Origin of the sequence: Bartonella sp. AP88HLJMH (assembly GCF_042195605.1) — a bacterium.
In the GTDB taxonomy this organism is placed as follows: Bacteria; Pseudomonadota; Alphaproteobacteria; order Rhizobiales; family Rhizobiaceae; genus Bartonella.
Map to the genome: position 1 here is coordinate 91453 of NZ_JBHIOR010000003.1, position 20291 is coordinate 111743.

Genomic DNA, 20291 nt, shown 5'->3' on the forward strand with positions numbered 1-20291 from the left:
GATAACAATTGTATGAATCGGTGAATTTACTGAAACCTCTGTTATCACACGCGGTGGTGAAACATATTGATAAGCAGTGAGAGTAATGTAGAGCAGCTCTTACCAAAAAGGAGAGAGTGGGCTCTTCTAGAGTCAATATTTTTGCGCGCAGTGTAAGAATGATCTCTCAAGAGAAGTAGGAGAGGCTTTTGCCTCAGGTTCGATAATTGCTTTTTGGGGCGTTTGGTTATGATGGGATTTGTGTTTATTGCCTTTTGCAGCTTGTTTGCAGGGGAATTTGAATAACAGAAACGTCAATAAGGTAAGCTATTGGGGATTGCTTTTGTGGGGGGTATAGCAAGTACATTTTTTGTTCGTGGTGATGTTTTTTGTCACTATCTAATCAGTTATTTCCTATCGTTTTCTGTAAAGAAAATTAAAAACTCTTTCTTCATGTGTTTGTTTAAGGTTCTAAGGGTTTTGTAAAAAACTGTAAGAATTAAATGCTTTTTTGAAGTTTTTTTTATAGTTTGATGCGAATGTGTTCATTTCCGGCAATGATGTTTTTTTGCGGAATATATCGCTACCGCCTTCTTTATTAGTGACAAAAACACCGGTTTTGCGAAGCATCAGTATGCTGGTAGTTTTATCAAAAATGTGCAGGTTATCTTCCCAAAAGCCATCGGTTCTTCCAGCAGCCACATAAGCTAAATTCGAGAGCAGCAGCGCCAAAACGGCGAAGTCCAGTAACTTCCATCATTATATTGCGTAATTCAATAAGATAGGCTCTATGATTTGGACGACCAAAATGAGGCATGCTTGTAGCAATGACACAATCTTCCAGTCTGCGTCGAGCAGAAACGCGACAGCGTCGGTTATTGAAAAAAGCACCATACCCGCGTTCTGCGGTGAAGAGTTCATCACTCACGGGATTGTAAATGACACCACCAACGATTTTTCCTTGGCTTTCTAAGGCAATGGAAACAGCAAAAAAAGGAATGCCATGGAGAAAATTTGTGGTGCCATCTCAAAGGATCAACAATAAAACGGTGTTGTGAATCTTCGCCAATGATTTCTTCTGACTCTTCCATCAGAAAACCAAATTTGAGGCGCGCTTTGCTTAATTCATTGAAAATAATTTTTTCCGCTTTGCGATCTGCTTGGCTGAGGTCATCTGCTAGATCTTTTCTGAGGTCTAAATGCCTTGTTTGAGGGTTTTTTCTAATTTTAGGCGAATGTGTTCATTGCCGGCAATGATATTTTTTTTGCGAAATATATTGTTGCCGCCTTCTTTATCGGTGACAAAACCACCGGCTTCACGAACCATCAGTATTCCAGCAGCCATATCCCAAATTTGCAGGTTATCTTCCCAAAAGCCATCGGTTCTTCCAGCAGCCACATAAGCTAAATCAAGAGCAGCAGCCCCAAAACGGCGAAGTCCGGCAACCTCTGCCATCACATTACGTAATTCAATAAGGTAGGTTCCATGATTTGGGCGACCAAAATGAGGCATTCCTGTGGCAATGACACAATCTTCTAGTCTGCGTCGAGCAGAAACGCGACAGCGGCGGTCATTGAAAAAAGCACCACACCCGCGTTCTGCGGTGAAGAGTTCATCATTCACGGGATTGTAAATGACACCACCAACGATTTTTCCTTGGCTTTCTAAGGCAATGGAAACAGCAAAAAAAGGAATGCCATGGAGAAAATTTGTGGTGCCATCTAAAGGGTCAACAATAAAACGGTGTTGTGAATCTTCTCCAATGATTTCTTCTGACTCTTCCATCAGAAAACCAAATTTGGGGCGCGCCTTGCTTAGTTCATTGAAAATAATTTTTTCCGCTTTGCGATCTGCTTGGCTGACATAATCTGCTGGTCCTTTCAAAGACACTTGCAAATTTTGCACTTCACCGTAATCACGTACCAACGAGCGTCCTGCTTTCATTGCAGCTTGCACCATGACATTCATGACTGCAGAATGGGCCATTTTTTATTCCTTTATTTATCTTTTTCATTTGCACGACGCAAATAAATCAACTCATTGGTGTCTACAATGATACGTTCACCAGCATTCATAAAGGGGGGAACAAGAATACGAATCCCGTTTTCAAGAATGGCGGGTTTATAAGAGGAGGTAACCGTTTGTCCTTTGATGGCAGGATCGGCTTCTGCAATCGTGACAGCAACTTGATCAGGAAGTGAGATGCCAATAGGCTTTTCTTGATAAAGTTCAACTGTGACAGTCATCCCATCTTGGAGAAAAGCAGCACGTTCACCAACAAAATCCTTTTGAAGTTCTAGTTGTTCATAAGATTCTGAATCCATAAAGACCAAAGCATCCCCTTGTTGATAAAGAAAGGTGAAATCTTTTTGTTCAAGGCGCACGCGTTCAACTGTCTCAGCAGCGCGAAATCGCTCATTAAGTTTTGTACCATCAATCAAATTTTTCATTTCAACTTGGTTAAATGCACCACCTTTTCCTGGTTTTACAGCGTTGCATTTAACAGCAACCCATAAGCTTCCTTGATGTTCGATCACATTACCAGGGCGAATTTCATTGCCATTAATTTTCATCGTTTCTATCCAATTCTATTCTTGCAAAAAGAACTTTCTTGTTGTCTTTATGGCGCTTTTCTTTGCTGCCTTTAACGGTCAAGCTCTTTTGTTATTTTCGGGCTAAAATCCCTTTGATTAACCTTGCTGCTCTCTCATGGTCCTGTGTGCTCTTTATGGGCTTTCTCCTGCTTTTTGCAAAGAGAAAAGCTTAAGTAAAAAAGGACCTTTATGTATTTTTGCTTTTCAGCTCTTTGCAAGACCATAAAAAGCGCTCAGACGCAAGCTTTTTAAAAATTTGCACAAAAATTTTTTAGAATTTTTGGGGAAATTTATCCCGTTGTGTCGTAAAATATCATCATTGATGGCAATGGTATAATTGATGGCAATGATATAAGTTCCCTAAAACCATGAGGTGTTTTTAATTAAGAATATGTGAATACGGAGTTTATTATGAGTGTCTCATGGGATAGAGCGTGGTGTGTGTTATCGCGGGGTGTTAGCTTTCATTTTGATCAGAGAGTAATTGTAAAAAGGCTCTTTGTTTTATCGAGGTTAGAACTCTAAATCTTTTGAGCAGCAGGTATTTTTCTGTACTTGATGCGATTTCATCATGAGAGTACGGGGGCAGTTGTTTTGTTAAGATATCAGCATAGAAAAAGACAAGTGGAGCATTTAGGATATCAGAAATTTCTTTTAAACGCCCTGCGCTGACACGATTTAAGCCGTTTTCATATTTCTGGATTTGTTGGAAAGTGGCACCTAAATGTTAACCTAAAGTTGTTTGAGACATTTTTAGCATTTTTCGTCTCAAACGAATTTTTTTGCCAATGAATTTGCCACTGAAAATGTCGTTATAAGGATTTTACCAAGACCCTAGAAAATGCTACACGGGATATAGAAAACTCTTCAGCTGCTTCAATCACAGATAGTCCAAGTTTTGCATTTACATCTTCGCGTAACAATTCACTAGGGTGTGGGGCATTTTCATTATTTTTAGTATTCTTCTTTTCTGGCTAAAAATGAGGGTTTTTATTGAGATGCAAATCTCTTTGCCTTTCGCAAGAGCTTTTAAGTCTTTACGTGTAAAATATAGAGTATGTTTACATTAAATAGCGGGTTCATCTGGGCTGAGTACTTATATGAGCACGTAGTTCTCCGTTCACACTATACTGAAAAAGAGACACTATAGTGCTACTATTTAATTTTATTCTATACCTCAAATTCACACCCATGTTTTGTTGCTTTTGAGGTTGATCTGTATAGATCACATTATATCCATTCCGTCGCAACAGATTGATAAATAAAGGAGTAAAGTTGTCTGCTGTATTATTTTTCTTTATAAGAAATGTGGTTGTAGCTGGTGGTAGAGGTCTCTTGATATCGCTAATAAATTTGTTAGCAACTAATTGTGCCTGACGCTTTGTAAGACTTTGATCAACATAATTTGATGAATAACTGCCTACAGATGCGCAACCAGCCACCAACACAACCGGTGACAGCAATAAATATTTTAACATCTTTAATTCCCCTTACTTATTGTTGCTCTTTATTTGCGAAGCTCCTCTTCCAGAAATAAGAGCAACTTTACTTATAGCACATTAACAACATATCGGTATCTAATCAATCGGTTAATTAATCAATGAATAATGGTTTCAGCTGTAAAGGCTGCTTGAAGTGCTTCTGGTGGCGTATATTTTAATAAACAGCTGCTTTTAGTGATTATGATAAAAAAGCAATTTTTTGCGGTTGCATGTTAAGATCATATCCTCCATCTCTATTATAAAATGATGTGTTAAGTGTTATTCCAGATTGATCAAAAAAATTTTCAAGCATTGCTTTTTGAGGGCTATCTTTTTTAATACGTATGAATGCTTATTCTGTTTGCTGTAAAATACTATCGTTTGAGGTGTGGTGCTATAAGACATAAAACTTTGCACATGTGATGTTTTTATGAGAGTGTGTGGTGAATATTTGAGGGAGAGCTTGTCCGGATAATTTTGTGAAATGAACCACATAAAATGGGAAGCTAAAAGAGTTCTGTTCTGAGAAGACGGATTGTTTCCCAACTGGATAGGGAAGGGGCTTCTGTCCTTTGAGGGGTGGGAGGCAAGTCAAGAATAGAGAGTGTAGCGCCCTATATTATGATGTTAAAAGCTTTCATTTTGATCAGAGAGTAATTGTAAAATGGCTCTTTGTTTTATCGAGGTTAGAACTCTAAATCTTTTGAGCAGCAGGTATTCTTCTGTACTTGATGCGATTTCATCATGAGGGTATGGGGGCTGTTGTTTTGCTGAGGTGTCCGCATAGAAAAAGACAAGTGGAACATTTAAGATATCGGCAATTTCTTTTAAACGCCCTGCGCTGACACGATTTAAGCCGTTTTCATATTTCTGGATTTGTTGGAAAGTAACACCTAAATGTTGACCTAATGTTTTTTGAGACATTTTTAGCATTTTTCGTCTCAAACGAATTTTTTTGCCAACGAAAATGTCATTATCAAGATTTTTGGCTCGCATTTTAAAGCCCCCTCCGAGTGCGAGCGCCCTCGCATTGGTATTCCGGGAGTTAAAAACACTGAGTCCGAATCAGCATTTTGCTTTTAGTGCTTAAAGCACCTGGACATAGCAAAATCTCCCGGAATTCCGGGATACCCACAGAGTGGGTTCATTTTTATGTATCGGACCTTAGGGTTTTTAATCCCCGTTGATCGTTGCGTATACGATCAAAAATACCTTTAAATATGTAAAGTAATTTCGGAGGCTTGGCAATAAAAAATAGTTTTTTTATAAGAGACGGCGTGTTTTTCGTCCAAGCAAAAAGAATGAAAAAATAGAGCTTGCGGAATTTTCGGGATAGTCTAGCTCTTTTGCTTATTGGATATTGTTTGTTAAGCAAATGATACCAGTGCGTTTTCTTTACCAATGAAAATGTCATTATCAAGATTTTTGGCTCGCATTTTAAAGCCCCCGCCGGTTGCGAGCGCCCTCGCGTTGGTATTCCGGGAGTCTAAAAACACTGACCTCGAATCAGCCTTTTTGCTTTTAGTGCTTAAAGCACCTGGACAGAGCAAAATCTCCCGGAATTTCTATAAATTTTATCTTTTTGAAGCAGAGAGGAGTATTTTAAAAAACAGGAAGGAGCTTTATTGCTTCTTTGTGCGCTTTTTCTAGTTGTGTCTTGTCCATGCCTTGGAGCATTATTTCAAGATCAGGAGCTTGCATTTTTGCTTCCTTTGCGAGCATATACCATGCCGCTGCCATTATTATATCGCCTTTTGTTCCTGTGCCATCTCGATAAAGCCTTGCAAGGGAAATCTGTGCTGGTGCAATCATGTTGACGGCATTTCTGTGAAGTAAATGAAAAGCACGCTGAAAATCTGTTTCTCCTCCACGCCCCTGTACAAGCCATTGTGCTAAATGAAGTTGAGCTTTTAAGTGGTTGTTTTGAGCTGCTACTTCCATGAGCTTGCGGGCATTGCGATCATCTTTTGGTCGCTTTAACGTGCCTAAGGAAAGAATTTTTGCAGCAGAAAAAGCCGCTTCAGCATCCCCAAGAGCAGCACCTTTTAAGTACCATTTTAAGGCTTGCTCTATTGCTTCATTTTCACGACTTTGGGAAGAAACACCGGGGAGAGCTTGTTTTTCCTGTGAGGCTTTATAAAGAAGCAGTTGTCCATAATAAAAATAGGCTTCCTTGACGCCTGCTTTGACAGCTTTTCGAATGAATTGCGCACCAAGTTCTTGATTTTGTTTTATAAAGTTACCATCAAACAACATAAGTCCATAGCGTAGTTGTGCTTGGGGTTCTCCCTGTTTTGCAGCGCGTTCAAACCATAAAGCAGCACGCGCACCGTCAATAGGAACAGCACATCCTTCCATATAAATTCGGGCAAGAAGAGTTTGTGCAAAAGGATCATTTTTTTCAGCACGTCGGAGTGCTTCACGAAAAGCTTTTAAATAATAACCTTGGATGTAATAGTCATAGGCTTGGTCATAGTCTCCAGCTTTTAAGGGCTGAAAGGGTTCTTGAGTGTTTGAAGCTTCTTGAATCGTATTGAAAGAGCTTTCAGAATTTGAGATTTCTTCAGTGTTTCCCGCTGAACTTACAGCAGAACTTGCAAGCCCAATCACGCCTAAGATAAGCAGCTTCACGCTTCTCTTGATCATGGTGTTTTCTCCTCATTACCGATCAGAATTTTCACATTTTTTTTTCATCATTACAAGCCGTATAAGAATTTCATTTCTATATTACTTTTTATCTCTCAGTTTTTCGTCTTGGTTCAAGGTAGGGTTGGGTAAGTTAAAAAAGTAGCATAAATGTCGACGAGAGACAGACTGTTTAAAACAGTCCTGTTAAAAATAATACAGTCCTGTTAAAAATAATAATGATGAAGGGTTATCGTATGTAAAGATGCTTATCTTCTATTATATCAATGGCTTCTCCCCCTAAAATGAAAAAATGCTTACAATGGAGGTTGCTTTTTAAAATACGTATGAATGCTTATGAATAGCGCACGCTATTCATGTGATGTTAGCTTGCATTCTCATCAGAGATCAGTTGTAAAAAGGCTTTCTTTTTTACCGTTGTTAGAACTCTAAATCTTTTGAGCAGCAGGTATTCCTCTGTGTTTGATGCGATTTCATCATGATGATATGGGGGCTGGTGTTTTGTAATGATATCGGCATAAAAAAGGCAATGGGAACATTCAAAATATCAGAAATTTCCATTAAACGCCCTGCGCTGACACGATTTAAGCCGTTTTCATATTTTTGAATTTGTTGGAAAGTGACACTTAAAGCGTGTCCTAAAGTTGTTTGAGACATTTTTAGCATTTTTCGTCTCAAACGAATTTTTTTGCCAATAAAAAGATCAATATTAAGATTTTGAGATTGCATTTTTCCCCGCCGGTTGCGAGCGCCCTCGCATGAGTATTCCGGGAGCTTGAAAGTACTGAAATCTAATCAGCTTTTTTTGCTTTTAGTGCTTAAAGCACCTGGACATAGCAAAAACTCCCGGAATTCCGGGATACCCACAAAGTGGGGTAAATTCATGTTTAGATTTTCGGGCTTTCAAGACCCTCTTGGTCGTTGCGTATGCGACCAAAACATCTTTTAATTCATAAAGTAATTTTAGGAAATTTACAATAAAAATTAAAATAGTGTTTTTCTCGTGAGAGGTATTGCGTTTTTCATCAAATCAAATGGAGTTAGGAAATTTACGGCGGGCGTGTACTACGGTTAAAATCTCAGTTTATTTTGCAGCTACTCGATACAATATAAGATAATTTGGATGCGCTATGATTTCCCGCAATCTTAGCACTCTCTCACTTTGACAATATAGGTACAGATGCTCGGACAATGGTAGTATACAAGCTTCTTTTAAAATTGAAAAATCTCTCCCATTTTAATATGCAAGAAGTTGTTTCAAACCCTTCCTAGGTGTTGTGTATGCGATAAAAAACATTTGCTCAATGATAAAGTGATTATAGGGGGAATAAAGTGATTTTAGGAGATTGCAGTAAAAATGAAAAAAGTTTTTGTAACTTACAGCTTTTTAATGAGAGGCGGAGAGCCCCTCATTAAAGCAAAGCTTAGTTATTTTACTACTATGATTTTCACATCCTAATGACAATTAATGGTGCTTGATTTTACCGTAAGCGAGAGGATAATTCTTCCTGATATTCATATTGGCTTTTAAAACTAATATCAAAATTAAAACGATCTTTACAATTTTTCACAAAAGTCTCTCTTGCATGTACACAGCGTATAAAATTATCTCCTTTTTTTAATCCTAATATTGAGAAAGCTTCATTAAGCAAGTCGTCTCGTTGTTGCCACAAATCTTCTAAATTTTGTATAAGGCTTCCAGGATCAGCTACAGAGATTGAAGTTTCTAGGTGCTTTCGCAAGTTTTCTAAATTTTGTATAGGGCTTTCAGGACTTATGGGGAATGAAACCGCATTTTTTAATGTTCGCGCTACAATACCATGATTTTGAAATATATTATATGTCCTCTCTGCATATTTTTTAGCTATTAAAGATGGAATATCACTAGATATACCATTTCTAAGAATGACAATATTCTCTTTATTAATTATTTTTGAATAGCCATTCCCACTGCATTTGTATTCTGTTGGTTCTCCTTCTTGTAAGTGAGCTTCACATGGTAACAGTAAAAACCCCTGTGTTTCATCCTCAAAAAGACCTAACATGCCATGTTTAAAAAGACTTTTCTCTATATAGAAAGGTGAAAATACGTTTTTAAAATAGTTACATTTCCAATAAAATCTTGAAACAAATGAACTATAAATATAGTCAAAATCAATATTTTTTGTATTTTTCATTTTCTCCCCTTTTTAATTTAAAAACTGTATAATACATTTTTTATTGATAAAATTTGTTGAATAATAATTTATGAAACAATAACTCATGTAATTACTGTTAATTACATTTACAATATCCCTTAATTAAAAATTATTTATTTTTATATTAAGTAATCTATAACTACTACTATTATTATTATTATTATTATTAATTATTGTTATTGTTAGTAACTAAAATCTCTAATTTAATTTGAGACAGTGTACTGTTTTTTTGAAAGTGCTTTGGTTTTTCCCTTATTTTTATCATTTTAAGTATCATCAGGGGGTTGTCGTTCCCCAAAATCACTTCTTCTACAGCAATGAATTCATATGTGGTGTTTAAGATTTTATCAAAGAGTGCAAAATTGTTTCCTGCTTGAACTATGGCAGGGATTTTCGTAGCTTTTACTTATCGCTATGTTCACTGGGTATTGCATGAGTGAGTGTATGGGGTTTTATCAGCGGCTTATGTATGTCTCCTATATTACAAGGGGGTGTTTTCACATTTTTCTTGCATTGTTTTAAGCAGTATTAAGGGGTTGTCGTTCCCCAAAATGACTTCTTCTACAGCAATGAATTCACATCCAGTCTTTAAGACTTCATCAAAGGTTGAAAAATCGCTTCCTGCTTGGATAATGGCGGGGGTTTGCATAATTTCTGCCCACCATGTTGCTAACTGGAGATTGCGGGGGTGCGCTTGGGGTTTTTTATCAGCACCGAGTTTTCCAAAGAACAGGTAATCAACACCTGTTTCCGCTGCAAGCATAGCACTATGGCGATTGCGTAAATTGCCAAAGCCTATAATTTTTTGTTCCTTTTGCTGATTTTTGAAGCTTTCAAGAGCGTTAAGATCATCTTCTATGTGCAATCCATCAGCCTTTATGCGCCCAGCAATGCGGCTGTCATCAGCAATGAGAAGGGCTGCGTCATGATGTTGAATATCTTCTGCGTAAGTTTGCGCTTGTTGTTGTAAAAAAGAGCTATCATCTTTCAATTTTTCAGAATCATAGAGGATGACGCATGCAAAAGACTTTGTTTGTAAAATTTGCTGCAAAAATGTGTGTGGGGTGTTGCGCCGAACATCAAGTGTTAAAATCAACTGAGGGAAAAGAGGTGGATCAATTGGTTTATTTTTTTGTTGTGTCATGTCAAATCCCTGTTTCTTAGAAAAAATAACGCTTAAAAATTAAAGTTTCATTCTATTATGCTTATTTGCGATGAAAGTGACCACCATTTTCACGTAATTTAAAGGATTTGTGGGTGTGTGGGAGCCTGCTTATGAGAAATGAAAGTGTTTTTAAGCATAATATGTCGCCTTTTTGTTGTGATACACGTATGGACGCTTTTCGTTCTTTTGCCTTTAAAAAACTTTTGCTTTTAAAAAATAAACGCTTAAAATGAAACTTGACACTTAAAAATTAAAATTTCATCCTGTTCATGCTTGTTGGCAATAAGGGTAAGCACCATTTTATGGGACTTCAAGGGGGGTGTGACGTGTGGGAGTCCACTGATGAAATACCAAGGTATTCTTGAGCATAATACTCAACCTTTTCGCCGTGATACACGTATTGATGTTTTTCGTTCTTTAGCCTTATTGACGATTTTCATCAACCATATTCCCAGAACGATCTATGAGTCTTTTACTCATAGAAATTTCGGTTTTTCTGATTGTGCAGAAGTGTTTGTTTTGCTTTCAGGGATTGCTCTTGGGTTAAGCTTTCATGGACGGTTACAGCAAAAATCCTTTGCTTTTATTATCCGAAAACTTTGGTACAGAGCTCTGCAGCTCTATGGTGCATATCTTTTTACTACTTTTGTCACGTTAAGTCTTTTTTTTGCTGCCTTTTTATTATGGAAAACAGAAAAACTTTTATCGATGAACAATATAGGACTCTTTTTTAAAGAGCCTGGTATCGCATTTTTGAGTACCTTAAGCTTTGGGCATCAATTGGGATATAATAATATTCTTCCTCTTTATATCGTTTTGATGTTTTTTGCGCCTTTTATCCTTTATTTGAGTTGTAAGCAGACAAAATGGCTGCTTTTGGGCTCCTTTACACTGTATCTTATCTGCGGATTTTATAAAATTGCTCCTCCTTCTTATCCTTTAAAGGGAAAGTGGTTTTTAAATCCTTTGTCTTGGCAATTCTTATTTGTCATAGGATTGACCAGTACTTTAGCGCTTAAACAAGGAAAAAAAATCGCTTTTCAGTCTTTTTGGATTGTTTGTGCGGCAGCGTATCTCTTGTTGGCACTGTTATGGGTTCGCTTAAACTGGTGGGGCATTTTGGGGTGGCTTGGCTGGTCTTCCCCATTGGTGAACTTTAATAAAACCTTTTTAAGCTTGCCACGTTTACTCCATGTTCTTGCATTAGCCTTTCTCATTCTTTCTTTGCCGCGCATCAATAAATGGTTTTATGTCTCTCAGAAACATCCTTTAGCAATTTTAGGAAAACATAGTTTACCGGTCTTTGTAACGGGAACCATTTTTGCGATGTTTGGACAAATTATAAAAACAGTGATGACAGAAACGTTTTTTTCCGATACCCTCTTAATAATAACGGGTATTGCTTTGCAATTTGGAGTCGCTTATTATTGTGAAAAACGGCAATCTTGGCAGTGGTCATTTTCAAGGAAAATGATCCGTTTATAAAAAATATTCCTGTAGTGTTTGTTGGGCACGTTAACCTTAGTATAAAAAGTGCGTTGCGCAAAAAAATTAAAAGAGGTAGCAGTTTTAAAAAAAAGCGTTCTATACAGCAACAAAAGAAACTTTTTAATACTCTATTCGTTAAGGGGTGTGATTTTGTGCTGATACTTGGAGTATAAAAGCGTGAGTGTACATAAACGTCCATATGATGAACCTATTATCATGATTGAGCATAATGCTTTTGAAAATGCTTTTAATCGTCTCTATGAAGAAACAATGGCGCTGATTGAAGAAACCGCAGCGTATATTGACTCAGAAGGGAAATTAGTGGCACGCTCTCTTTCGGCAGAGGTTTCTGCAGTCTATGCGAAAGAGGCTATGTATTTAAGTACACGACTTATGCAAATCGCTTCTCAACTCCTTCTTCTTCGCGCAGAGCGTGAAGGGGAAATGTCATCAGAACAAATAAAAAAAGAAATTGTAAAAGTGTCACTTCATACACCGACATTGGAACTTGAAACCCCTCATTGGCATGAATTGCCAGAAATTTTTCGCCAATTTGTTTCTCATTCATTGCGTTTAGAAGCGCGGATAACCTATATGCGTGCTGGGTGGGAAACTGCGGCCTCCTGTGCTCTAGAAGATGATAATCCAGTGGGAAAACAAATCGAATTGCTCAAAACAGCCTTTGGGCGTTCTTAGAGGGACTCCCCTTGCTTTGTGCGAAGGAGAAATATCATCAGAACAAATAAAAAAAAGAAATTGTAAAAGTGTCACTTCATACACCGACATTGGAACTTGAAACCCCTCATTGGCATGAATTGCCAGAAACTTTCCGTCAATTTGTTCTCATTCATTACGTTTAGAAGCGTGCATTTTTTTCATTTAGAGATGCTGCTGTAGTTTAAGCGCTTTGGTCAATAAGCGGCGGCTTTATCTTGAACGATGATAATCTAGTGGGAAAATAAATTGAATTACTGAAAACAGCTTTTGGGCGTTCTGAGAAGAATAGCTCCTTGCTTCTTTCTTACGATATTTAGAGCAGTATACCCATTTTTTTTACAACCGAAATTTCACAATTAAAACTAATCTAGAGTGTTTTTTTCTGCCTAATTTCTATTTGGCGTAGAAATATCTTGAGCTTATAGCTTAGAGGGGGTGTATAAGTATTGATTTCGAATATGGCATGGGATGGAGTATGGTTGGTCTTATGGAAATCGACTTTGGTTGATTGCAGCTGGAACACTTTCTGTTGATCTATCGTGTGATTTTGTTTTGGCTCTGATAATGATCTGGCTTTAAGATAGAGTAGGGGCTTGTACATCAATTTATTTGTGCTCTATAATTTATGCCTATAAAGCTGCTGTAAAGTGTGTGTTAATGAGGATGATACACATTGTTGCAGTTTTGGGGCTTCTTTTGTTTTGAATGGAAGTTATTTTTCCTCGCGTAAAATAAAATATCCAAAATAAAGTGCCATATAATGAATGCCCCATGGGTTCCCTGTGCCCCCATGCAATGTCCCTCTCTACGCAATGTCATTGTGGTGTGATGAGTATACTCAAAAACACCTCTCAGTTCTTATTCACATTCGTTGAGCCTCTCTCATTTTTACGTTTGCAAAGGAAAAAGCCGGCACTATCATCATATTTTCCAGTTCTCAATGTTGCGACAAGCTCTTGGCACTTGAGACAATTCATTAGAGGCATTTTTAGTCCTTTCTTGTACAGTTTCACTCTATACGGCAATCCCACGTTTCATATGTAAGCGAATGGTTTTGATTGATTCAAGATAAACAGATTTGTAATGAGAAAATCTTAGGATATTCGGGATTCTTATGCAACATACAAAATAATTAATTATCTTTATAAATCAACGTGTTGCCTTGTTATGATAGCGTCATGCTATAATGTAAAAAGTTTTCGCAAAGTGTGTAGCATCCGTTTCATAGCCTCTTTATACTTATGAATGTGCAATCCAGCACTGATCTATTTTCTCGTTTGCGATGTTTAACCGTTATGGCATTGGATATGATATAGAAAGGGAATTTTTATGCTTTAGAGGGTGCTTGCTTGTGATGTGTGAATGGTTTTGATTGATTTCAGTTATGCTTCATAAAGTGTATTCCATAAAGATGCTGTTCGTTGTGTGTTATAATTGTATAAATTTGGGGGATATGATTATCTTTTTACTGGTTTTGTCTTGGGTTGCTGGTTTCTTTGTGGTCTTGTCTTTATTCACATCTTTATTCACAGGGGGGAAAAGTGTATAGACTGTAGTTTATGGCAGAGACGATTCGTATTATAGGCATTGATCCCGGATTACGGCGTACAGGGTGGGGCGTTATCGATGTTGCGGGTAATCGTCTTCAGTTTATTGCAGCAGGGACGGTTTCTTCTGATGTACAGTGTGAGCTGGCTTCCAGACTATGTCAGATCCACAAAGGTCTTTCAGAGGTTGTGCATCAATTTATGCCCCATGAAGCTGCTGTAGAACATGTGTTTGTCAACAAAGATGCTACAGCAACTTTAAAACTTGGGCAAGCGCGTGCAATTGCACTGCTGGTTCCTGCGCAAGCAAATCTTCCTGTTTTTGAATATGCGCCCAACAAAGTGAAAAAATCAGTTATTGGGGTTGGACATGGGGCTAAAGAACAAATCCATATGATGGTCAAAGTTCTTCTCCCACGGGCTGAATTTGATAGCAGTGATGCGGCTGATGCTCTTGCTCTTGCTCTTTGTCATAGTATGCATCGTAACAGTATTGACCGATCTTATCAGGCAAGGATGGCGATATGAGTGGGGTGGAAGCATGATTGGCAAATTAAAGGGCACTCTTGAACATATCTTTGATGATCATATCCTTCTTGATGTTCACGGTGTGGGGTATGTTGTTTTTGTGTCAAATCGGCTGCGTCCTTCTTTACCCTCTGTTGGGGAGGCGTTAAGCCTTTTTATTGAAACGCATGTTCGGGAAGACGCAATCCGCCTTTTTGGTTTTGCTACAAGAGCTGAACAGGAGTGGTTTTGTCTTCTACAAAATGTTCCTGGAGTAGGGGCAAAGGTTGCTTTGGCAATCTTGGGTACTTTATCGCCAGATGAACTTGCACAGGCTATTGCTTTAAACGATGTTGCGATGATTAGTCGAGCGCCAGGCGTTGGTAAAAAAGTCAGTGAAAGAATTGTGGGTGAACTGAAAAGTAAAACACTCCCCTTTGAACAAGCTGTCAAGACTGTTTCGGTTTCTCAGCGTGAGATGACCAATCAACCTGCGCATGATGCGCTTTCCGCGTTGATGAAGCTAGGGTTTGAACGGGAGCATGCATCTCGTGCTCTTGCTCTTGCGATGAATGCTCTTGAGGGGGAAACTGTTTCTTCTGCCCTGCTGATCCGCCATAGTCTCAAATTGCTTTCTTCTCCTACTTAAAATCAAGGTAACAATGCATAAAGATGAAGATAAACGCCTTCTGGGTTCCGCCCCCCTTCCTAACGATCCAGATCGTTCCTTGAGGCCACAAGTTCTCGATGACTTTATTGGTCAAGAAGCGGCGCGGGCTAATTTAAAAATATTTATTGAAGCAGCAAAAACGCGGCAAGAAGCGCTGGATCACGTTTTGTTTGTAGGGCCACCGGGGTTGGGAAAAACAACGCTTTCACAGATTATGGCAAAAGAATTAGGCGTTAATTTTCGCTCTACTTCAGGGCCGGTCATCGCTAAAGCAGGAGATTTAGCCGCTCTCTTGACCAATCTTGAAGAACGTGATGTCTTGTTTATTGATGAAATTCATCGCTTAAATCCGGCGATTGAGGAAATTCTTTATCCAGCCATGGAAGATTATCAACTTGATTTGATCATTGGGGAGGGGCCGGCCGCACGCTCGGTGAAAATTGATCTGGCTAAATTTACTTTGGTGGCAGCAACCACACGTTTGGGGCTTTTAACCACACCTCTACGAGACCGTTTTGGCATCCCAATTCGTCTCAATTTTTATACGATAGAAGAATTGGAATATATTGTGCAGCGTAATGCACGACTTTTTGCCGTTAAGATCAGTGATGATGGTGCTCATGAAATTGCACGCCGAGCACGCGGGACGCCTCGTATTGCCGGACGGCTTTTACGGCGCGTTTGTGATTTTGCTCTGGTTAAACAGGCAAAACAAATTGACCAAAAAATCGCCGATGAAGCCCTTTCGCGCCTTGAGGTTGATCATCTTGGGCTTGATCCGCTTGACCGCCGCTACTTGCTCCTGATTGCGGAAACTTTTTTAGGGGGACCGGTGGGGATTGAAACGATTGCTGCTGCTTTATCAGAACCACGCGATGCCATTGAAGATATTGTTGAACCGTATTTGCTCCAACAAGGTTTTATTCAAAGAACCGCTCGTGGACGCATTCTAACTGAAAAGGCTTGGAGCCATTTAGGGCTTTCTGCTCCAGCCTCTACAACGTCTATACAAAGGCGTTCTCAACTTTCTGATGCTCAAGACAATTCATCACTTCAGACGTCTTTATGGGATGGGGAAGATGATTAAGACATTCTCTTTATTAAAAGAAACTATGTGAATATTTTATAGCAAGGTCATAAAATACAAGAGACGTGCCTTCTTTTAGCATATTCTGGCTAAAAAGGTTTGGCACTATTAAAGATTTTTTGCTTTTCACAACTTCAACACAAAAATGTGTTCAATCTTTTGATTGATAGATAATTTGCTATATTAGATGATTTTATGGGATATGAAGTCGATGACAGAAATAACACCTTTTAAGAGCAATCATACAAACGCTTTTCATAATTTTCAGGTCCGCGTTTATGTTGCGGATACAGATTTTTCCGGTGTAGTTTATCATGCGCGTTATCTTGAGTTTTTTGAACGAGGACGTTCAGAGTTTTTACGGGATACCGGTTTTAATAATAAGATGTTAGCAGCAGGGGGTGAGGGGGAAAAACTATTTTTTGTTGTTCGTCATATGGAAATTAATTTTTCAAGACCCGCTAAAATTGATCATCTTTTAGTCGTTAAAACACGTGTTACTCATATCCAAGGGGCCCGCTTTTTTATGGAGCAATCTATTTTGCATGAGATGACTACGTTGGTAACAGCCAAAGTTGAAATTGCTCTGATTAATGAGGAGGCAAAACCGCGACGTTTACCCAAAGAACTTTTTGCAAAAATGCTTGGTTAAAAGTGTTATTCATTGAATTAGCAGTTTCAGGAGAGATCAGCAGATATAAAGTAATCTACAATCTAAGACTATACATTTATCATAGCCTAGATGTTTTCTAACAAGGTTACACGATACAGCAAAAGAAAGCACCTCTGCTACAACACTACAATAAATTGAAGATGATATTTCACAAAATTAAACACGCCTCATCCATGTTATGATTCAAAAACAATGTCGCCTCATCCATTTTCTGCTATAAACTCAAGATATTTTCTTTCTTTTGAAGAAAGGTTTGTTGGCATCGGAAAGCAGCGAAAAAGTACAAAATATAAAAAGAAATAAAAATGGATTAAGATTTATTTTTATAAAAATGCACATACCCAGCGCAATATTGCAATAAAGTGATAATAAGCCATTAGGTCGAAAATTGTCTCAAAACACCCAAAGGGTGTTTTTAAGCAATTTGATTTGTTTTTTTACTGGATTGTCATTTGGCATCACAAGAGCGCGTGTTTCATCCATTTCTATCTATAATGCATCACTTTATGTGCGCTTCTAAGCGTAGTAAATGAGTGAGAGATCAATGTATACAAAGCAGAAATGCATTCTTGATTTAAAGTTTCAAAAGCATATTATTCTATATAATATATTGACTTAGAAAGATAAATTATCACTTCTCACGGGTACAAACCCTAATAGAGGAAGAGAATAAAATACTTTCATTTCAAATCTGTTCATGTTGAAACAATTAAAATCATTTGCTTACACATCATAAGAGAACAATATAAATCATTGAAAAAATTGTAAAAATGTTTTTTATGGATCATTCTCAATGCAATAATGATCAAATATCGCAAGTGAGCAAAGAGAGCGAAGAAGCCGGTTTTCATGAAGTAAAGATGTGAAAAGGCTTTTTTCATGTCACGGAAGCTTGTACGTTATATCATGGTGCCAGAGAGATGATAGGCATTGAAAGGGGCTAATTCACAACACAATGAGATTACATGAGACTTACACTAGATTATATAGGACTTATAATAGGGGTGCATGGGGGAGGCGCATTGTTGTGAGGTGTTGTAGGGTGGTTTAGTGTCGTTTTTTGTGCCCGATGGTGTACCCCGTATTCAATTCGATGGAAAATGAGAGAAATAATAGCCTGAGGCAAAGCGTTATCTTTTATGATGATAACATATTTATTTACAATGATAATTCATTGCGTTGTCACTTTCAGATAATTCTGAAACTTGTAAGATTTTTTCTTTTCAAGCTCTATTGCTGCGAATTAATTAAAAACATTTTCTTACATGTCACAAGCGGGGTTGATGAGTGGGTACAAAAACACTTAAGAAAGGAATAAAATGCTTCTTATGAATCTTTTCAAGTGCTAAGACTTATCGCTGTATTTTAAGCTTAAAACGCGTATGATGATTTAGCGTTCTTTTCATAAGCGTAAAGATGGTGGTGCATAATAGATTTTATATCATGCATTTTTATGTCTTTTATTTTTATAGCATTTATGGAGAAATCCTTATCGTTATATTTTTCATAAATGCTGTTGTGAAATGAGGGGGGTGTGCATTGAGGGATGTCTCTCGTCATCACTTTTTAAGGAAATTTAAGAAACAAGTCTTGTTTTAGCGCATGGATTTATGTGAAACTAAAGTCTTTACTTAAATTTAGAAACTATAAAATAATCTGTTTTATAAAACTTTTAAAAATACACCTTTCATTTAGAGGGATAAAAATTATGCCGCATGGTGAACTAACAAATCCGGAAACAATTGGAATGTTGCATTTGTTTATGCAAGCGAGTTGGATCGTGAAAGGTGTTATGATTGGGTTGCTGCTCGCTTCCATCTGGAGTTGGGCAATTATTTTTGATAAAATTTTTACGTATCGGAGAATACGGCGTGAAATAAAGCAGTTTGAACGCACATTTTGGTCTGGCAAAGCGCTAGAAGATCTTTATGCATCATGCAAAAGTCAACGTACCAATAGTATATCCGCAGTTTTTATGGCAGCAATGGTTGAATGGAAAAAATCTCTTGAAAAAGGGACCCATACATCGAAAAGTTTGCAGAGCAGAATTGATAAGGCTATGGATTTGACGCTGGGACGTGAAAGTGAAAAAATAGAATCAAAATTAAGTTTTCTTGCGACATTGGGATCTGCGGGACCTTTTATCGGACTTTTTGGAACAGTTATTGGTATTATGGAGTCTTTTCTTTCTATTTCAGCTTCTCAAAATACGTCACTTGCCATTGTCGCGCCAGGGATTGCAGAAGCGCTTTTGGCAACCGCTATTGGTTTGTTTGCAGCAATTCCAGCCGTTATTGCTTATAACAAGTTGACTCATGAAAGTGCGCGCATCATTGCACAAATAGAAAATTTTGCCGATGAATTTTCAACAATTGTATCGCGGCGTATTGATGAAACACGCACAGCACCTTCCTCTTTATAAAAAGGAGCTTATCCATGGGCGTTTCTGTTGCTTCTTCTTCTCGCAAAAATACACGTAGGCGGCATCATTCACGAAGCCAACTGATGAGTGAGATCAATGTCACTCCTTTTGTGGATGTCATGCTGGTCTTGTTGATTATTTTTATGGTCTCTGCCCCCCTTTTAGTGAACGGTGTTCCTCTAGATTTGCCTCGTAGTCAAGCGGGTCCCGTACGAGCTCAAAAAACACCTCTGACGGTTTCACTTGACGCGCAAGGGCGCTTTGCCATTAATCAAGATTATTATGAAACGTCACAGTCCCTGATTGCACACCTGAAAACTCTTCTGGAAGCAGATTCTACACAAAAAGATCAACGGGTTTTTGTACGGGTTGCTAAAACTGTTGAATATCAGCAAGTATTAAAACTGCTGGCAGATATTCAAAAAGCGGGGTTTTCTCAAGTTGCGTTAGCAAGTTTAGCTCAATAAATAATAAGTAATAAAATTGTGCATAACCGGTTGTTTTTAAGATGTTTTTAAAAGAGCATAGAGTGATTAAAAATGAAAAAATGTAAGGCATAAGTAAGGCATAAAGAATGAACAAAGACTCCTATCATAGTATGAAACGAGGCTTGGCTTTATCCCTTGTGGTCCATGTCATTTTTCTCAGTTGGGGAGCTATTCAGTTTACAAGCTCTGTCTCTTTACCACAACCGTTGGAAGCAATTCCCATCACTCTTGCTCCTTTGGTGGACGAGTTTTCTTCTCAACAAGGAGCCGTGAAGGCTCCTATACGTGCAATCCCTGCCGTCAAACCAACTATGCAACCACAAGAGAAAGAAGATGCACGCCATATTGGAGAGGGACAAATAGATAGTCTTGCACCATTTCAATCAAAGGAAAAGCCGCGTCCCGTTGAAACAGCATCGCCACCATCAAGCGAGAACACATCAGAAACATTTGCACCAGAACTTACAAAACCAGAATTATTAGAAGCAAAAACAGAGGATGCACCTAAGGTTGCACCTGAGATGCCTTTGGAGGCACCAGAGGATGCGCCCAAGGTTGCACCTGAGATGCCTTTGGAGGCACCAGAGGATGCGCCCAAGGTTGCACCTGAGATGCCTTTGGAGGCACC

General features: G+C 38.2%; 15 protein-coding genes and 5 pseudogenes. 10 read left to right on the forward strand and 10 right to left on the reverse strand.

Annotated elements, in window-relative coordinates; all coding sequences use genetic code 11:
- Window positions 1–485 precede the first annotated feature (485 nt).
- From ACFIMA_RS02395 to ACFIMA_RS02440, 10 genes and pseudogenes are all read right to left on the reverse strand, one after another.
- Window positions 486–1166, reverse strand: a pseudogene (locus tag ACFIMA_RS02395) (inositol monophosphatase family protein); the annotation flags it as partial.
- An 8-nt stretch (window positions 1167–1174) separates the two neighbouring features.
- Complete coding sequence (locus tag ACFIMA_RS02400; protein WP_375693061.1) at window positions 1175–1966, reverse strand: inositol monophosphatase family protein; 792 nt, start codon at window positions 1964–1966, stop codon at window positions 1175–1177.
- A gap of 11 nt (window positions 1967–1977) precedes the next feature.
- The gene (efp, locus tag ACFIMA_RS02405; protein WP_015856958.1) at window positions 1978–2553 is read right to left on the reverse strand and encodes an elongation factor P; all 576 of its coding nucleotides are present in this window, start codon (window positions 2551–2553) and stop codon (window positions 1978–1980) included.
- Between the two features lie 478 nt (window positions 2554–3031).
- Window positions 3032–3382, reverse strand: a pseudogene (locus ACFIMA_RS02410) (helix-turn-helix domain-containing protein).
- A 271-nt stretch (window positions 3383–3653) separates the two neighbouring features.
- Complete coding sequence (locus tag ACFIMA_RS02415; protein ID WP_375613197.1) at window positions 3654–4052, reverse strand: hypothetical protein; 399 nt, start codon at window positions 4050–4052, stop codon at window positions 3654–3656.
- A gap of 630 nt (window positions 4053–4682) precedes the next feature.
- A complete protein-coding gene (locus tag ACFIMA_RS02420; protein WP_375620997.1) occupies window positions 4683–5051 on the reverse strand; it encodes a helix-turn-helix domain-containing protein in 369 nt (122 codons plus the stop codon).
- 606 nt (window positions 5052–5657) lie between these two features.
- Entirely contained in the window at window positions 5658–6701 is a 1044-nt protein-coding gene (locus tag ACFIMA_RS02425) for a tetratricopeptide repeat protein (RefSeq protein ID WP_375693062.1), read from the reverse strand.
- A gap of 364 nt (window positions 6702–7065) precedes the next feature.
- Window positions 7066–7430: pseudogene (locus ACFIMA_RS02430) on the reverse strand (helix-turn-helix domain-containing protein).
- Window positions 7431–8182: 752 nt separating this feature from the next.
- Window positions 8183–8878 carry a hypothetical protein gene (locus tag ACFIMA_RS02435; protein ID WP_375632048.1) on the reverse strand — a complete coding sequence of 232 codons (696 nt, stop codon included), beginning with the start codon at window positions 8876–8878 and terminating at the stop codon, window positions 8183–8185.
- A 502-nt stretch (window positions 8879–9380) separates the two neighbouring features.
- Window positions 9381–10043, reverse strand: coding sequence for a thiamine phosphate synthase (locus ACFIMA_RS02440; RefSeq protein WP_375632046.1), 663 nt, complete (start codon window positions 10041–10043; stop codon window positions 9381–9383).
- A 363-nt stretch (window positions 10044–10406) separates the two neighbouring features.
- Here ACFIMA_RS02440 and ACFIMA_RS02445 point away from each other — a divergent pair, with 363 nt between their 5' ends.
- From ACFIMA_RS02445 to ACFIMA_RS02490, 10 genes and pseudogenes are all read left to right on the forward strand, one after another.
- Window positions 10407–11549 carry an OpgC family protein gene (locus ACFIMA_RS02445; protein ID WP_375693063.1) on the forward strand — a complete coding sequence of 381 codons (1143 nt, stop codon included), beginning with the start codon at window positions 10407–10409 and terminating at the stop codon, window positions 11547–11549.
- Between the two features lie 180 nt (window positions 11550–11729).
- Window positions 11730–12248, forward strand: coding sequence for a DUF1465 family protein (locus tag ACFIMA_RS02450; RefSeq protein WP_273790470.1), 519 nt, complete (start codon window positions 11730–11732; stop codon window positions 12246–12248).
- Between the two features lie 22 nt (window positions 12249–12270).
- Window positions 12271–12514 (forward strand): annotated as a pseudogene (locus ACFIMA_RS02455) (DUF1465 domain-containing protein); the annotation flags it as partial.
- Window positions 12515–13828: 1314 nt separating this feature from the next.
- On the forward strand, window positions 13829–14344 hold the full coding sequence (ruvC, locus tag ACFIMA_RS02460; protein WP_375613206.1) for a crossover junction endodeoxyribonuclease RuvC: 516 nt from the start codon (window positions 13829–13831) through the stop codon (window positions 14342–14344).
- A gap of 13 nt (window positions 14345–14357) precedes the next feature.
- A complete protein-coding gene (gene ruvA, locus ACFIMA_RS02465) occupies window positions 14358–14972 on the forward strand; it encodes a Holliday junction branch migration protein RuvA (protein WP_375611757.1) in 615 nt (204 codons plus the stop codon).
- A gap of 13 nt (window positions 14973–14985) precedes the next feature.
- Window positions 14986–16080 carry a Holliday junction branch migration DNA helicase RuvB gene (ruvB, locus tag ACFIMA_RS02470; protein WP_375613207.1) on the forward strand — a complete coding sequence of 365 codons (1095 nt, stop codon included), beginning with the start codon at window positions 14986–14988 and terminating at the stop codon, window positions 16078–16080.
- A 211-nt stretch (window positions 16081–16291) separates the two neighbouring features.
- A complete protein-coding gene (gene ybgC / locus ACFIMA_RS02475; protein WP_375611759.1) occupies window positions 16292–16732 on the forward strand; it encodes a tol-pal system-associated acyl-CoA thioesterase in 441 nt (146 codons plus the stop codon).
- Between the two features lie 1729 nt (window positions 16733–18461).
- Window positions 18462–19175: a protein TolQ gene (gene tolQ / locus ACFIMA_RS02480; protein WP_375606538.1), complete on the forward strand. Its 714-nt coding sequence runs from the start codon at window positions 18462–18464 to the stop codon at window positions 19173–19175.
- 14 nt (window positions 19176–19189) lie between these two features.
- A complete protein-coding gene (gene tolR / locus ACFIMA_RS02485) occupies window positions 19190–19642 on the forward strand; it encodes a protein TolR (protein ID WP_375652443.1) in 453 nt (150 codons plus the stop codon).
- Window positions 19643–19749: 107 nt separating this feature from the next.
- Window positions 19750–20291: pseudogene (locus ACFIMA_RS02490) on the forward strand (cell envelope biogenesis protein TolA); the annotation flags it as partial.

Coding starts and splice junctions, on each gene's coding strand:
- ACFIMA_RS02400 (WP_375693061.1), bottom strand. CDS start 1,966: ATGGCCCATTCTGCAGTCATGAATGTCATGGTGCAAGCTGCAATGAAA.
- efp (WP_015856958.1), bottom strand. CDS start 2,553: ATGAAAATTAATGGCAATGAAATTCGCCCTGGTAATGTGATCGAACAT.
- ACFIMA_RS02415 (WP_375613197.1), bottom strand. CDS start 4,052: ATGTTAAAATATTTATTGCTGTCACCGGTTGTGTTGGTGGCTGGTTGC.
- ACFIMA_RS02420 (WP_375620997.1), bottom strand. CDS start 5,051: ATGCGAGCCAAAAATCTTGATAATGACATTTTCGTTGGCAAAAAAATT.
- ACFIMA_RS02425 (WP_375693062.1), bottom strand. CDS start 6,701: ATGATCAAGAGAAGCGTGAAGCTGCTTATCTTAGGCGTGATTGGGCTT.
- ACFIMA_RS02435 (WP_375632048.1), bottom strand. CDS start 8,878: ATGAAAAATACAAAAAATATTGATTTTGACTATATTTATAGTTCATTT.
- ACFIMA_RS02440 (WP_375632046.1), bottom strand. CDS start 10,043: ATGACACAACAAAAAAATAAACCAATTGATCCACCTCTTTTCCCTCAG.
- ACFIMA_RS02445 (WP_375693063.1), top strand. CDS start 10,407: ATGAAATACCAAGGTATTCTTGAGCATAATACTCAACCTTTTCGCCGT.
- ruvC (WP_375613206.1), top strand. CDS start 13,829: ATGGCAGAGACGATTCGTATTATAGGCATTGATCCCGGATTACGGCGT.
- ruvA (WP_375611757.1), top strand. CDS start 14,358: ATGATTGGCAAATTAAAGGGCACTCTTGAACATATCTTTGATGATCAT.
- ruvB (WP_375613207.1), top strand. CDS start 14,986: ATGCATAAAGATGAAGATAAACGCCTTCTGGGTTCCGCCCCCCTTCCT.
- ybgC (WP_375611759.1), top strand. CDS start 16,292: ATGACAGAAATAACACCTTTTAAGAGCAATCATACAAACGCTTTTCAT.
- tolQ (WP_375606538.1), top strand. CDS start 18,462: ATGCCGCATGGTGAACTAACAAATCCGGAAACAATTGGAATGTTGCAT.
- tolR (WP_375652443.1), top strand. CDS start 19,190: ATGGGCGTTTCTGTTGCTTCTTCTTCTCGCAAAAATACACGTAGGCGG.